Source organism: Pectinatus frisingensis, from assembly GCF_014076555.1.
Taxonomy (GTDB): Bacteria; Bacillota; Negativicutes; order Selenomonadales; family Selenomonadaceae; genus Pectinatus; species Pectinatus frisingensis.
This window is the reverse complement of sequence record NZ_CP045424.1, coordinates 738100-754439: the sequence shown is the minus strand read 5'-3', so window position 1 is coordinate 754439 and position 16340 is coordinate 738100. Positions and strand designations below refer to the sequence as shown.

The following is a 16340-nucleotide window of genomic DNA, read 5'->3' as shown; positions in this document are numbered from 1 at the left end:
TATTTACAGATGACCATTGCAAACCCAAATATTTTATGGATTAAATCTCATCTGTACCATCTTTATCATGGTAATTTTCATTTGCGTGTTATATTATTCACCCTTGCAATAACATATAAAAAAATAATATAATTATAATATCGTCGATGAATTGTATTTCCCTTCGTAACTATCTCAAATTAATTCATCACATTGGCGGTAATATTTTTATAACATTAACTAACATAGGAAGTGGATTATTTGTACAACAACATCGCCATTATTCTTGCATTTGCCTGTTATCTGCTGCTCATGATGTTCATTGGCGCTTATTACTATCACCGCACTCATAACATGTCCGACTACATTCTGGGTGGCAGGAAACTCGGTCCCTGGGTCACCTCAATGAGTGCCGAAGCATCTGACATGAGCGGTTGGATGCTGATGGGTCTACCCGGTTTTGCCTATCTTGCCGGTCTAAATGCCGGTTGGATCGCTCTCGGCCTGATTTTAGGGACTTGGGCAAATTGGCAGTTTGTAGCCAAACGCCTCAGAAAATACACAGAATTAGCCAATAACTCGTTGACTTTACCAGATTTTTTCCAAAACAGATTTCATAGTAATAATAATTTACTCCGCATTATCTCTGCCATTTTCATTTTGATATTTTTTATCATTTATACTTCATCAGGTTTTGTTGCCGGAGGAAAATTATTTAACACGGTTTTTGGTATTCCCTATGTATACTCACTTATACTGGGTGCATTCGTAATCGTTTTTTATACTTTTGCCGGGGGATTTCTTGCTGTATGCTGGACAGATTTTATCCAAGGTGTAATGATGTTCTTAGCGATTGTAGTCGTGCCATTATTCGCTATATTTTTATTGGGTGGTTTCAGTACCAGTTTTACAGCCATGCACATGCTTGATCCACAAGTTTTCAATCCATTTTTGAAACCGGATAATTCCAGTATGACTTTCATCGAAATAATATCACTGCTTGGCTGGGGCCTGGGTTACTTTGGCCAGCCGCATATTTTAGTACGATTCATGGCCATAAAAGCTTCTTCCGAACTCACCAGAGCTTCTCATATTGCCATGACATGGGTAATTATTTCTTTAGTCGCATCAGTCCTGGTCGGTATGGTCGGCAAAATTTATTTAACAGAACCACTCACCGGCAGCAATACAGAAACTGTATTTTTAGTTATGAGCCATGATCTTTTTTCTCCCTTTGTTGCCGGCCTGATATTATCGGCAGTATTGGCTGCAATCATGAGTACGGCATCTTCACAATTGCTAGTGGCAGCTTCCGCTTTTTCCCAGGATTTTTACAAAACTCTTATTCATAAGACAAATAATCAAAAAGAACTCGTCTGGGTGAGTCGATTATCTGTTATAGTCATATCCGTCATTGCCATACTTATGGGAATAAATCCTGATAATCTGATTTTAGATATGGTTGCTTATGCTTGGGCTGGTTTTGGTGCCTGCTTTGGTCCGGCACTTCTTACCTCTCTATTTTGGCGGCGAACGACCAATAAAGGTGTAATCGCCGGCATCATTATTGGTGGTATAACTGTTATATTATGGAAACATTTTGCCATTTGGGGGTTATACGAAATAATACCCGGTTTCTTATTTTCACTACTGGCAATAATTGTCGTCAGTCTCCTTGATACTCCGCCTAGTAAAGAAATCATCAATATTTTCGATTCGGTAAAGCACAGCAACATATAAATAAATTATATTAATTATTTCGACACAATCGAGTAGGAGGTCGCCCATTATTTGAGCGACCGACCTCTCACACCACCGTGCGTACCGTTCGGTACACGGCGGTTCTCTAGTTTTCGCATACTTTCAGGTAATAGTCAGTCATGGTCATATAGCCAAGACTGGCTATTTCTTTATTTTCAAGGCTTTTGCTAAGAATTGGGCTGTGCACTGTTCTCCATAATCCTTTTCTTGTGTTAGCAAATTTCCAAGCTTCCCTTGCCTCAATTCCAAACTGTTTTAACTTCTCAAATCTCGTACGAATTCTCTTCCACTGCTTCCAATAGATAAGACGTATCCGGTTTCTTACCCATTTATCTATCTCTCTTAGCATCCCTTTCATGTCTGCTAGCCGAAAATATTGCACCCACCCCCGGACAAATTGATTGATTTTATCTTTTCGCCCTTCGTTACTCCATCCATTGCTCCGGGCTGTCAATACTCTGACTTTTCCCTTCATCTTCGCAATGGATTTAGGGTGTATCCGCAATTTGTATTTCCCTTTGCTACGATACAATGCATACCCAAGATATTTTATTTGGCTGATGTGCGCTAGTTTCGTCTTTTCCTGGTTCACTTTTAGGAATAACTTTCTTTCGATAAATGGTAGTAGATTTTCCAAAGTCCTTTCTGCACTTTTCCGACTCTTGCACAGGATTACACAATCATCTGCATATCTGATAAATTCATGCCCACGCCGGGTAATCTCCTTATCCAGTTCATTGAGCATGATGTTGCTCAATAGCGGACTTAACGGTCCGCCCTGTGGTACTCCCTGCGGTGTTTTCGCATAGATTCCATGCTCCAGTACTCCAGCGTTCAGATATTTGTGTATCAACGAGATGACTCTGCCGTCTTTTACACTTCTTGATAGTACTTCGATGAGCTTGCTTTGACTCACTGTGTCGAAGAACTTCTCCAAGTCCATATCTACGGTATACACATTTCCCCTGTCTGCTATTTTCTGGCAGGCTTTGAGCGCATCATGCGCTCCTCTACCTGGTCGGAAACCATAACTGTGTTCCGAGAATTGAGTTTCATAGATTGGCGTCAGTACCTGCGCTATGGCTTGTTGGATGACGCGGTCTACGACTGTTGGTATTCCCAGCTTGCGAAATTTACCCCTTTCTTCCTTTGGTATTTCTACCCTGCGGACTGGATTAGGCTTGTATTTTCCTCGCTTTAACTGCTGTAAGAGTTCGTCCTTATGGTCTTTCAGGTAGGGCAGAAGTTCATCTACCTGCATTCCGTCCATTCCTCCGGCTCCTTTATTTCTTTTAACTCTTAGATAGGCTAGGTTCATATTGTCCCTTTCCAGTATCTTTTCCAACAGTCTGCTTCCCTGATGTTTTGCAATGACGGTGTTGTTTTCAGTTATCCTCTTATGGCCGGATGCCTGCTCATATTCTTTCTGTTCCGCAGATGCCTTTTGCGCATGGCCTTCTTTTTGAAGTTGTCTATCCTTAATCCCATATTCAGTAATCTTCATTTACTTCCATCTCCTAGAGTTCAGCCCTTCCCTCGCGTCTATAGCCGCTTGGTACTATGGCTTCGGCTGACTTCTCACGATAAATCTTGTTTCAACCACGGCTCGAGAATTTGTCTTGCCGTGTTCGTGAGACCTCCCCAGGTAAGAACGCAGTCTTTCTCTCCATCTATCTGCCACATTTACGTCATTGACTTCCGAGTAGTTATTGGACTTCGACTTGTTTAGCAGCCTTATCCGTCAACACCGCCTGATGTGATTCCTGTTCGTCAGACCAGAGATTTGTCGCCAGCTTCCTTCAGATTCCACCTCACAATGGACACCCTTGCTCTTGGCTATGCACTTCCCACTACCGGGTGTGCTCGGGACTTTCACCCGTTAGACTGCGCCCATGCCGGGCGCACTAAAAAAACCACCATTCATAAGAATGGCGGTTTTTTATGCCCATGGTGCCGTATCTTTTTACATGCCTATACCTGCATATATGCAGGGCGGTACCTTTAAGACAATACGTTTGCTATTCGTTCAAGACGATCCAGCAGCTATATGCTAAAATCAGGTTCCATTTTGAAAAGAGTAAGGTTAGACATATTTAAAAAGCTTACGTACATCGCAGGCATATGTAATCTTTTAATAAATAATAGCATAAATAAATATGCCGTGCAAGACTTGACAGGTAGCAATCTTTTATATTAAGTTGTTTTATAAGCATTTTTTTGATAGAATGGATATAGTTTTATACAAGTAAATTCAATTAATAATTGCTATAGAAAAAGAGGTATTGTTCTACAATGGAAAATGTATTTCGTGTGGCAATAAGCCGTTATGACTTAAAAGACTACAGTGACGTTGGTTATATAGAATATAATATAGCCGATAAAAAAGCTGATATCTTTCTAAAATCAGAAGAAGCTGTACAAACTGTGAGAAACTTTTTTGCCAAGGCTCTGACAATGCAGATACCACATAAAACAGCACATGACTTCACTCAGGTCACCATAAATCCTTTGGAAAGCCTGGAAAATTTCAAATTGGCGCTGACTCGTCTATGGGAAAACACCAATATTTATGTTGATTGGAGCCGTCCGGTCGAATATGTAATGAAGGCTTTCAATAAGGACAAGGTCGATTAATCTATCTTTATATAACATGACCGATCTTTTTAGTCATGTATATTGATACACAAAACGACATTTAGCATATGTTTTCCGGTACCATCCGTTTTATATGTTTATTCCTAACATTCATATCTAAAATTAATGGGGTTGTCGCACGTAATCATTTTCATTCATAAGTATTACATATTTATGATGTCAATGCTGTTCATGCGGCAGCCCCGTTAATTGTTTAACAGCTTACTTATTTGTTTCCTGGCGTTCAATCTCTTCCAATGTACGGCCGCGTGTTTCAGGTACGCGCGTCTTTACAAATAAACACCCCAGCATACAAATAACACCAAAGATAGCAAATACCGCTTCCTGCGGCATAGCTGCCGTCATAATAGGAAATAATAACCCGACTAGCCATGAACCTATCCAATTAAAGGACGAAGCCAGACCAGCCGCGCGGCCGCGAACTGCCAATGGAAATATTTCTCCCACTAATACCCAGGTAATTGGTGCCCATGTAGCCGAATAAAAGGCAACATATATACACAAGAAAAATACAATCATCATTGGGCTGGCTCCCGGTATAAGCCAATTAATAACAGCCGGCAAAATAAATGATAGCCCCATGATGAATCCGGCAACCATCAAAAGTGTCCGCCTGTTAAATTTTTCTGCAATCCAGATATATACCAGTGAACCCAGAACAAGTATTATACCCTGAATAATTGGCCACATTAGTTCGTTGGTTGCTGCACTGCCAGTCGCTTTTTCTACAATCAATGGGATATAATAAAAAATAGCATTAGCTCCTTGAAATTGTTGAAAAGCCGCCACACCAACACCGGCTGTAATCAAATAGCGATATTTTTTACTTAGCAGACTACCCCAGCTGGTTTGATTTTCAGCTTGATTTTCCAATGCGGCAGTTTCTTTAATATCCTTGAGTTCAGCATCAATTTCATTCTCTGGACGAACATAACCCAATACTTTTCTAGCTTCATCATAATGTCCATTCTTTATCAAATAACGTGGTGATTCAGGTAAGCGCAAAACGCCTAAGAATAAGATGACTGCGGGCAAACAGGCAAATCCCAGCATCAATCTCCATGACATTTCTCCTGGCATATCCTTTAAAAAGAAATCGACAACATAGGAAATCAGCATCCCGGAGACAATCATTGTCTGATTGATTCCGGAAAGGCGTCCACGCAGTCGTGCCGGTGCCAGCTCGGAAATATATGCCGGAACCAGGGCTGAAGCAGCACCAACTCCCAAACCTAAAAACATGCGAACTATAATCATATATGTTTTACCATTGTCGGGAGCTAAACCTGACAATAAGGCAAAAATTGCAAACAATACGGCTGAAAGTAAAATCATTTTACGGCGGCCTAACCTATCAGCCAACTGTCCTGCCAAAGCACCACCAAATATTGCACCAAACATAACGGCAGAGGTGATCCAGCCGATTGTCGACGCATCCACTAAATTCCAATCATGTGTCAAAAATGGCAAAGCCCCGGTCATAACACCAATATCATATCCAAAGAGGATACCGCCAAATGCACCAAAAAAGTAGATATAACTACTTGATATTTTCTTTGTACCTTCCAATTTCTGCACTCCTTCATTATGGATTACATTATAAAAGTCAGAAAATATCATTTTTTACAATTTCTAATTATCTTCTGACCTTTATTGTCAATCGCCTGTTAATCTATCACTATTGATTCTATGCCAAACATTTTAGCCAGATCAGTAATTTGTCCTTCCGTCAGTACAAATGAAAATACAGAATGATGTCCGCCACCATTTTCGATCCATTTTATGGAGCCTTTTTTCAATCCGATTTTAGGTGTCCATAATTGTTTTGCCACTGGTAAATTGGGAGTTTCAGCTTCCGGTTTATTGCCGTTTACCGGATAACTGAGTAACTTGAATCCATCGGCAAAATGAGATAATGTCACATCTATCGCTGCACCTTCCGAACCGGTAAACACTAACCGGGCCGGGTCTTCTTTACCGCCGATATCAAGCGGATGAACTTCGACACGTGGTTTTTCACTCGCTATGGATGGATCTACTTCCAGCATATGTGAACCTAATATCGCTTCATGCCCCTTGCGCAAGTCCAGCGTGTAGTCTTCCATAAATGCTGTTTTTTCATTACGTGCCATAATCTTAAGCAGTCTGCTTAAGCCTGCCGACTTCCCATCACCTTCAGCCCCAAAACCGTATCCGTCACGCATCAACAATTGAACAGCAAGTCCCGGTAATTGTTCCAACCCGTGTAAATCCTCAAAGTTGGTAGTAAAAGCTGTATAATTGCCGCGTTCTAAAAAGCGTTTGATTCCGATATATTCTTTCAGCTGCCCCCTTACCGAATGCTTGAATTTTTCCGGCTTATTATTACCTATAGTAAGTGTGTATTCTTTTTGCAAAAGATCATATTCTTTATCAATGTCTTCTTCGCTGACTTTATTTATTTCTTCAGTTAAATCTCCTACGCTATAGTAATCGATCGTCCATCCCAGTGTAATTTGCGCCCCGACTTTATCCAGTTCAGTAACAGCAACATTGCGCATAGTATCGCCAAAACGGCAAATTTTTATTTTAAAACTTTCATTATATGCTATTGCAACATTTTCCCAGCGAGCAATTTCTTCTTGAACTTCATTATCTCCCCAGTAGCCATAGATGATTTTGTTATTCTTATGCAGTCTGGCATTAATATATCCATACTCACGATCACCATGTGCACTTTGGTTGAGATTCATATAATCAAAATCAATTGTGTCATAAGGAATTCTATCCAAATACTGTGTTGCCAAATGCAATAATGGCTTTTGTAACAATTTAGTACCGCGAATCCAATTCTTGGCCGGCGAAAAAGTATGCATCCAAGTGATTACCCCAGCCACATTATCATTGTAATTTGCTTCTTTCATGAATTTAGTTATACTGTCGGCAGTTGTCATAACATCCTTAAAAACAATTTTGTAAGGCAGCTTACCGCTTGCGTTTAATTTTTTTACTATATCCCGTGAATCTTCAGCAACTTGTTTCAACTGTTCTTTTCCATAAAGGAATTGACTTCCGGTAACAAACCAAAATTCATATTTAGAAATTGATAACATTTTTCATTACTCCTTTTATTTAAAAATAATAATTACTAAATTTGCAATTTTCGCATTATTAGTGTTTATAAAAATAATTGATACTGCCTATAGTCATCTTTCACTGATATTATCAACTGCTGCTTCTTCAACGGCCAGACCGTCTTCATATCCAGTAATAAATTTTTTATAACCAGTAACACCAATTGGTTCCGGGCTAAGTGTAAATGTTTCGGGAAATTTAAATACTTTTTTATCCAAGAAATCACAAAGGTCCATATTATCGGTTTCTTTGACATAAGCCGCCAGCACAGCCATTCCCCACGGGCCGCCCTGACTTGCTGTTTTCATGACAGTAATCGGCGTGTTGAGTGCATTTGCCAAAATCTGCTGTGCAATTACCGGAGTCTTAAATAGCCCGCCTTGAGCAATAAGTACTTCCGTTTCTATCTGTTCTTTATTTATCAAAATATCCATGCCAATTTTTAATGGGGCAAACGCCGCATAAAGCTGCGTTAGAATAAAATTACCTAAGGTAAATTCACAATTTGCCGTTCTGACAAATAATGGCCTTCCAGCGGATATTTTTGTAATATTCTCACCCGACAAATAGCCGTAATTAATTAAACCGCCTGCATCCGGACTAGCCTTAGCCGATACAAGAAACAATGCCTCATATAATTCGTCAGCTGTTAAATTGACTCCAAGACGATCAGCAAACTGTCTGAATATTTCTGCCCAGGCATTGATATCTGAAGAACAATTATTAACATGCACCATTGCAACAGGCGAACCATCCGGTGTCATTACTATGTCTATGTCACGATGCACTTGTTTAAGCGGTTTATCTAAAACAATCATCGAGAAGGCCGATGTTCCGACTGAAATATTACCGGTTTTTTTTCTAATACTGTTAGTGGCTGCCATACCGGTACCGGCATCTCCCTCTGGTGGAGCCATTACACTACCTGCATCCAGCCGTCCACTTATATCCAGCAGTTTGGCTCCTTTAGCACTTAACCTGCCTGCTATCTCACCGGCCTTAAGCACTTTAGGCAGAATATCGTGTATATTCCATGAATATTTCTTCACTTCCGGCAATTGGCTGAATTGCTGCAATAATGGTTCAACATAGCTGCAAGTTTTTTCGTCAATCGGAAATACCCCAGAGGCGTCACCTATTCCCAACACTTTTTCGCCAGTCAGTTTCCAATGCACATATCCTGCCAGAGTAGTAATAAATCTTATCTGCCTTACATGGGGTTCTTTATTTAATATGGCTTGATATAAGTGTGCAATACACCAGCGTTGCGGTATATTAAATTTAAATAAACTTGTCAATTCATCTGCAGCCGGTCCTGTTATGTTATTTCTCCATGTTCTAAATGGTGTTAACAAATTCCCATCTTGGGAAAATACCAAATAACCATGCATCATCGCACTAACGCCTATAGTTCCTATCTTGATAAGAGGCTGATGATACTTGCTGTAAACATCGGCAGCCAATTGTTTATAACTTGTCCTGATACCCTCCCAAACTTGTTCTAATGAATAAGTCCATATACCATTTTTGTACTGATTCTCCCAAGTATAATAACCAGAGGCTATCGTATTAAAATCATCAGCAATTAAGACTGATTTTATTTGCGTGGAACCAAGCTCAATTCCCAGTGAAACATGTCCCTTTTGTATTGCTTCAGCTATCTCAATTAGGCTCATCAAAAATAGTACACCTCCTGACATTAATTTAAAGTTATTATTTTCCGGAAAATATATCATACAACTTTATATATATAATACAACTTATTCTATATTATGTAAATAAGCAAATAAAAAAAATTATTGATAATTTTTTCACTATTACAAACACTTATATTTTCCCAAATGGAATAAAAAAACCACCGTACGAATAACATTAACCTAAATGCAGCCTATGCTTTTGAAAAGATTCCCAAAAGCCATAATCACTGCATATCTGTAAATGTTTTTACGCACGGTGCTCTCTTATATTATTCTTTTTACCGATGTCCTTCCAATGAGTTCAGGTGGGAATTTTATACTTTTTACGGGTTCCCCCTTTATCAATTTAAGCAACATGCTTGCTGCGACACGCCCCAATTCCTCTTTGGGATGTCGGAAAGTTGTAAGACCAAAACCAAATTCCATTTGAAATTCAAAATTTGAATCATCAAAACTCACCAAAGAAATATCTTCCGGAACTTTTTTCCCATTACTGTACAAAACGCGTACGATTTCCCTGCTTATTTGGTCATTGTAGCATACCATAGCAGTGCAGCAGTTGTTTATCTTCAAAATTCTATCGCCAAAGTATCGCATGAACTCTTCATTTCTATCTTCTGTAGTATACCAAATAAGACTATTTTCAACAAAATTCATCTGATGTTTATGCAGTGCATCTACACATCCTGCATATCTCAATCTGCCCTGCATGTCGTCGAGCTTAAATAATCCGCCAATTTTTTTATGACCACATTTTATCAAATGTTCGATTGCCGCCTGCCCGCATGCATAATCATCCATCGCAACACAAGGAATATCCATATCAGGATAAGACGCATTTATAAAAACGCACGGTATTGAAGCCTGCGTTATCTGTCTATATATTTTTTTATTAGTATTAGGCAATCCGGTTTTAGCCGGTTCTATAATCAATCCTTCTGCTTTTTGAGCCAATAGTTTGCTAAGAACGTCAGCCTCTCTTTCCATCTTGTTATACGTAAGTGACAACTGCACAAAATAATTATTAGCAACTAAAATATCATCTATTCCCTTTATGATAGCCGGGAAAATATATTCATTAAGATAAGTTGTCACAACACCAATCGTTTTCACTAAATGAGGTAATGCTATTTGATTTTCAGCAGAATACTTTACATATGTACCGGATCCACGACGCCTTTCCAATAGCCCTCTGCTTTCTAAAATACTTGTTGCCTGACGTACAGTCTGACGGCTTATAGAAAATCTATCGCCAAGCTCATTCTCCGACGGAAGGCGCTCACCTGCTGCCAAGTCACCGTTAATAATTGCTGATTCCAGCCACTTCATCAATTCTACATATTTTGGTATGCTTTTCATACGACCAAATGCCTCATTTATAATCAACTCCACCTTTTCTAGTAATTATGAATGATTTATCCCAATTTGTCTACATTTATATTGACATAGTTGTAACTGCCATATCAAAATTAGCCAAAATTAATTTTTCCAGCATACCATTTTACATGCGGGGCTGTCACGTTAACAACATTGACCTCAACCTCATAAGGTGCCACATTGCTATGCGGTTCCCTGTCCTTCTAAGGACCGGACAGCGGGGCAGAAACATGCATATATGAATGAAAATAGCTGCGTGCGCCAACTCCATTAAATCGAATATATAATTGCTCATTGAATAAATAAATACAGATTTGTGCCCATATTTTACCATACATATAAAAAAACTGTCACACGAAGGTAATTCACTTACAACCATACTGCTATACTGCAATATTTATAAGTTATACCGTATCTGTGGCAGTCAAAATGGTTTTATTTACTTTGTCCGTAATAAGCATTTGCACCATGTTTGCGCAGATAATGTTTATCCAGCAATTCCTGCTGCATAGACAATTTATCTTTGCAAAGCATTTGAGTATTATATGCCATCAAAGCTATTTCTTCAAGAATAACCGCCTTTTTCACTGCGGCAATGGGATCTTTTTCCCAGGCAAAAGGGCCATGTGAATAAACCAAAACACCTGGTACAGACATCATATCTATTTTCTTTTCCCGAAAAGTTTCTATAATGACCTTTCCTGTTTCCTTCTCGTAATCCCCGGCAATTTCTTCATTTGTCATGGCTCTGGTGCAGGGAACAGGTCCATAAAAATCATCTGCATGAGTAGTCCCAAGTGCCGGTATGCTGCGGCATGCCTGCGCCCATGAAGTAGCATACCGGGAATGGGTATGCACTATACCGCCAATAGCGGAACAGGCCTTATACAATTCAATATGAGTAGCAGTATCTGAAGAAGGATTGTAATCCCCCTCAACTACTTTTCCCGTCATATCAACCACTACCATATCTTCAGCTCTCATTTTTTCATAATTCACACCTGATGGCTTTATGACCATAAGTCCTTTATCTCTATCTATTCCAGATACGTTTCCCCACGTAAATGTCACCATTTTGTATTTTGGCAGTAGCAGATTTGCTTCAAACACGCTTTTTTTTAAATTATCTAACATAGTATCCTCCTAATATGTATGATATATAAAATTGTTGTTATACATTATATACTATTTATTATCATTTGTTAACTTATTAATTATATTTTTTCAAAAAATATAAAATTGACATAATTTACATAACAGTGGTATTATGCAGAAAAGGTTTACTTTTAATAATTATAATAATCAGGAGGTATTTTAATGAGTGTAAAAGAAAGTTTTTTCGGCAGGATCTCTACTGGAAAAAATATTAATTTGTATACCATAACCAATAAAAATGGTATGACAGTTTCCATTTCCAGTTTTGGCGGAGCAATTACCAATATAATCATCCCGACCGCAGCAAAACCAGTGGATATAGTTCTGGGTTATGATAATGCTGCATCCTATGAACGGCAGGATACTTATATCGGCTCACTTATCGGCAGAGTATGTAATCGCATCGAAAAAGGACATTTTGTTTTAAATAACCAAACATATGATTTATATACTAATGGTCACAATCATTTACATGGTGGTAAAATAGGTTTTGATAAAAAAATATGGTCAGTAGAAATAATGAAAGATAATGCTATAAAGCTATCGTATATAAGTCCTGATGGTGAAGAAGGATATCCTGGACAATTATCCGTCAACGTTATCTATCGTCTGCTTGACTGCAATACACTCACACTTGATTACACTGCCTGGTCAAACAAAGATACGTTATGCAATCTCACCAATCATAGTTATTTTAATCTGTCCGGTTATGATAGCGGCAATGTAGGAGATCAGACTGTTCAATTATTTGTTGATGAATACACTGAGGTCAATGAATTGTCAATACCCACCGGTAAGATTTTACCGGTCAAAAAAACTCCCTTCGACCTACATGATCCGTCTGCTATAAAAAATGGCTGGGATGCCGATTTTCCAACTATACAGGCAGCCGGTGGTTATGATCACAACTTCGTCGTACCTGAATACAATGGCAACAACAAAAAAATTGCCTGTGCCCATAGTGATAAAACCAATATAACCATGACTGCCTTCACTACATTGCCAGGATTTCAATTCTACACCGGTAATTATCTTGATCCCAAGGTAAAGGGTAAAAACAATATTCCTTTGCAGCGCCGTTCTGGTTATTGTTTCGAAAGTCAATACTTTCCCAACGCAGTCAATATTCCATCTTTTATTACTCCTATACTAAGAGCGGGAAATATTTATAAAGCGTCTACAGCATATCATTTTGATTATTGATTTATCGGGTAGAAGGTCATTCATTAATTAAATAGACTTTCCTCTCATACCACTGCATCTGCCGTTCGGTATACGCGATCAAATAATTTAATATGAATAAAATGTCTCATATTTTTCAGACATATTCATATAACTATGAGATTCAGGATATTTGTCTGTTAGTGTTCTTTCTAGGCACCGTAAAAAACGCTGTAATGAATAAATTAAAATTCATTACAGCGTTTTTTTATATTCGTCAATTTTTTTGCAGCACATCCAGTGCCATTTCAGCGTTACTAGAAGCCAATGCGCGTAATTCAGCCAGCCTTTGCCGATTAATTACCCTTATTTCCTCTTTATTTTGCCACTTATCTATAAATTGTCTCATAATTTTTCCCGCTGTGACATTTTCTAAGTTTCCAGCAGTTTTTTCCCCGATAGAATTCAAGAACCTATCAACTTTAGGATCATATGAAAGACCTATCATCGGTACATCCATTACTCCGGCAAAAATAAGCGCATGCAGCCGAATAGAAATAAGCATATCCAGATTACCAGTTATCGACAAAAGTTCACTGGTAGTATACTCATCATTCAACAATATTGCCCTTGATTTCATATGTGCGGCAATTTTCTCAGCTGCCTTGACATCCTCGGGATACTGCATTGGTATAAATACTATTTGTACACCAAAATCAGCATTTATTTTATCAAGCGCCTCTGATAATACTTGCTTATAATGTCTCAGGCCCCGCCATTCGCGCGCACAAATTCCCACTATCGGTTTCGTACGAGATATACCAGCCTTTACCAAAATCTTCTGCCCAATCGTTTTTTCTACAGAATGTATAGCCAGAACCGGATCAGCTGTAACTTTTATAGTAGGCCGATGAATATTCATCTTTTCTAATTCTGCCAATGAACCTTCATCACGCACCGTAATAAGTTTTGCATGATTGCCGAACCAACACATAAGTTTACGCGGCAACCAGCCATAAACAGGACCAATACCTTGTGCATAAAGCATGACCGGTGTTCCGACCAGCATTGCCAAAAATAAAATTCCCATATAATAATACAAGCTGCGGCCACTTGTTACATTTTGCAAAAGACTGCCACCACCGCTTATTAATAGATCGGCTTTTCGCAGTGTTTTTATGATGGAAAAAAGATCCAGCCAATTTACCGCTTTAACGCCATGTCGCTCTGTCGTATCCATGGGATTCGCTGATATGACTGTAAATTTTATTTTGGGATCAAGGTCAGCAAATACTTCCAGCATAGCAGCCAGCATCGCTTCATCACCGGCATTCTTCGAACCGTAATACCCTGAGACGACAACATTATTCATGCTCAGTATTTTTCCTCCTCTCCCGTGAGGAAGCTGCATATCTCCATAGTTCAACGACAATCAGCACGGCCAGCCCCAGCAAAGCTCCCAGTACCATACCATCTATGCCGCGAACCAAAGACATATAAACGGGTGTACGCATATGAGCAAATGTTTCCACCATCGAACCTTGCCCGATAGTTGCAGCAAAAACCATAACAGCAAAAAACGCTATCGGCCATTTTCTCAGCCATGCCATGATTACGATCATAAATGCCGGATGTCCAATAAATAATTCTTTAGAACGCGGTCTGGCAAAAAAACCTCGTTCCAATAGTGCCCGTATTTTCAATTCAATTCCGGGAACAGGAAAGCCCGCCGTATGTCCGGAACGGGCGATAAATACTACTAACGCTGCCACTAAGAACAAAAAAATCATTAAAGTCTTTACCAATACTTTGATATTCAGAAATTCAATAATTTGTTTTTTCAATGGCATGGGTACCAATGAATTATCTTCATCAAAAATATTAAACCGCTGACACAAAGCTATTCCTACTAAAATCATCGGCAGAACAAAAGTCAATTTTATGCCTCTGAATATGTCTATTTCTAAGAAATATCTTACATCTGACAATAACCCTGATAAATATGCTGCTCCCATCAAAGAAACCGCACTTGTCAAAACAATGGCAATAAACGAAAAAGCTATAATTCGTTTAAAAGAAAAGGTTTTACTTCGTTTCATAGAACGTAATTTATCGAGCAAACCTATCATTGCCAGGGCCGGGAACAGGTTGGCTGCAGCCAAAGCTCCGATGACACGTATTTTGTTGCCATGTCCCATAATAAATGGAACTATACAAATCACCGCTGTTAAAGCAAATAATAAATATTGATATTTTATCTTAAATCCAGGAATAACTAATGACAAATATAATGTACCAGCAGCGCAAATTCCAAGCATAAGCAGTGCCCGCAGCAACGGACTGCCATTGTAACTGGTAAATGTACTGGCCGGACCTATGCTGAATCCCTTGGCTTCCAATTTATTACGTGTAGCAGAAAAATACTGCATATTAGTCTGCATAACAGATAATCCCGGTGATGGTTTATCATACGGGCGCATTAGATTTATGCGAATGTTACGTTCTTCGTCCGTATTACTCCACCGTTCTACAGCATCAGCCAGCTTTAATTTAGGTTGTTCATCTTTAGGGATCGTATAAAGTCGTGCCGCTTTATAATCAAGCTCTTTCGCTATATCGGTAAGTCCATCCTGTGGATAAAATTGCAACTGAGAAACATTTTCGATCATGCCAAGTGTTATATTCTGTTTCTTCATTTTGTTTACAGTATAATCAACTAGTTTTGGTGCCCCCAAAGTTTGCGGGCCGGAAAAAACAATATCAGACACCTTAATGCCCTTTAACCTGTTAAAAACAGCGTCTATCTCTGTTTCATCTACATCAGTATAATTACTTGGCCGAGCAATCACATAAAAACCAGCAGCATTTACTGCCTTCATTTCATCAGTGGGCATTCCCAAATTCATTTTCAAAAAGTTTTCATAATTTGCCTTAACTACTAAAACCTCTTCATTGCCAACCTGTATAGGATGTACCCGATCTGCCCCAAGGCGCAACGGCAAATCTTCTTTCAACTCATTAAAAGTCTGTTGGTCATGTCCTGTTACGTAAATATCAGCAGCCTTTATTTCCCCGTCACTTACTAATGCACGCCAAGACGGATCAGTAAGCGAACCACTGTAATACTGCTGTAAAATCGTACTGCCGGCAGTAGCAGACGCTTTTCCATTAGCATTTAATTTTTTAAATGTAGTTTCATAAACAGCTAGTGAAGTTATCCCTGCATTTTTAGCTTCCGCAAGCACTTCAGCGGGCGGTAAACCTTCGTCTTCTGCCAATTTCAACAAGTCTTCATAATCAAGTGCCAACTCTACCGTCATATTATTTTTTTCCACATTATAACGCTGAAAACTTATTATTAGCCCAGCAATAAGACCTATTCCAATTAGCAGCACAAACCATCGGTTATAATTGAAAACCCTCAAAATTTTCCCCACCTTA

The 16340-nt window shown here is 39.0% G+C and carries 11 protein-coding genes and 1 other RNA gene; 3 read left to right on the top strand and 9 right to left on the bottom strand.

The genetic code is table 11. From position 1 onward, the window contains the following. Positions 1–240: 240 nt before the first annotated feature. Positions 241–1719 carry a sodium/proline symporter PutP gene (gene putP, locus F8M42_RS03650; RefSeq protein WP_182188010.1) on the top strand — a complete coding sequence of 493 codons (1479 nt, stop codon included), beginning with the start codon at positions 241–243 and terminating at the stop codon, positions 1717–1719. A 106-nt stretch (positions 1720–1825) separates the two neighbouring features. On the opposite strand, the gene ltrA is transcribed toward putP, so the two are convergent. Both ltrA and ssrS read right to left on the bottom strand, forming a co-directional pair. Then, positions 1826–3244 carry a group II intron reverse transcriptase/maturase gene (gene ltrA, locus F8M42_RS03645; RefSeq protein ID WP_182188009.1) on the bottom strand — a complete coding sequence of 473 codons (1419 nt, stop codon included), beginning with the start codon at positions 3242–3244 and terminating at the stop codon, positions 1826–1828. A 434-nt stretch (positions 3245–3678) separates the two neighbouring features. Continuing rightward, positions 3679–3863: non-coding RNA, 6S RNA (ssrS, locus tag F8M42_RS03640), on the bottom strand. Between the two features lie 169 nt (positions 3864–4032). On the opposite strand from ssrS, the gene F8M42_RS03635 reads away from it, so the two are divergent. Then, positions 4033–4374, top strand: a complete 342-nt coding sequence (locus tag F8M42_RS03635) for a hypothetical protein (protein WP_182188008.1) — start codon at positions 4033–4035, stop codon at positions 4372–4374. A 222-nt stretch (positions 4375–4596) separates the two neighbouring features. On the opposite strand, the gene F8M42_RS03630 is transcribed toward F8M42_RS03635, so the two are convergent. The 5 genes from F8M42_RS03630 to araD all read right to left on the bottom strand — a co-directional run bounded on the left by F8M42_RS03630 (position 4597) and on the right by araD (position 11717). Next, positions 4597–5964, bottom strand: a complete 1368-nt coding sequence (locus tag F8M42_RS03630; protein ID WP_196590661.1) for a sugar porter family MFS transporter — start codon at positions 5962–5964, stop codon at positions 4597–4599. 98 nt (positions 5965–6062) lie between these two features. Continuing rightward, complete coding sequence (gene araA / locus F8M42_RS03625) at positions 6063–7487, bottom strand: L-arabinose isomerase (protein ID WP_182188006.1); 1425 nt, start codon at positions 7485–7487, stop codon at positions 6063–6065. A gap of 93 nt (positions 7488–7580) precedes the next feature. Next, positions 7581–9185, bottom strand: coding sequence for a xylulokinase (locus F8M42_RS03620; protein ID WP_182188621.1), 1605 nt, complete (start codon positions 9183–9185; stop codon positions 7581–7583). Positions 9186–9470: 285 nt separating this feature from the next. Next, positions 9471–10565: a GntR family transcriptional regulator gene (locus tag F8M42_RS03615; protein WP_182188005.1), complete on the bottom strand. Its 1095-nt coding sequence runs from the start codon at positions 10563–10565 to the stop codon at positions 9471–9473. A gap of 453 nt (positions 10566–11018) precedes the next feature. Next, a complete protein-coding gene (gene araD / locus F8M42_RS03610) occupies positions 11019–11717 on the bottom strand; it encodes an L-ribulose-5-phosphate 4-epimerase (RefSeq protein ID WP_182188004.1) in 699 nt (232 codons plus the stop codon). A 183-nt stretch (positions 11718–11900) separates the two neighbouring features. Between araD and F8M42_RS03605 the strand changes: the two genes are divergently transcribed. Further along, positions 11901–12941: an aldose epimerase family protein gene (locus F8M42_RS03605; RefSeq protein WP_182188003.1), complete on the top strand. Its 1041-nt coding sequence runs from the start codon at positions 11901–11903 to the stop codon at positions 12939–12941. Positions 12942–13176: 235 nt separating this feature from the next. Here the strand turns inward: F8M42_RS03605 and csaB are convergent, their stop codons facing one another. Together csaB and F8M42_RS03595 are read right to left on the bottom strand one after the other, a co-directional pair. Then, complete coding sequence (gene csaB / locus F8M42_RS03600; RefSeq protein ID WP_182188002.1) at positions 13177–14271, bottom strand: polysaccharide pyruvyl transferase CsaB; 1095 nt, start codon at positions 14269–14271, stop codon at positions 13177–13179. Beyond that, positions 14264–16324 (bottom strand): DUF5693 family protein, encoded by a 2061-nt coding sequence (locus F8M42_RS03595; protein WP_182188001.1) that lies wholly within the window; start codon positions 16322–16324, stop codon positions 14264–14266. The genes csaB and F8M42_RS03595 overlap by 8 nt, the downstream gene beginning before the upstream one ends. Positions 16325–16340 lie beyond the last annotated feature (16 nt).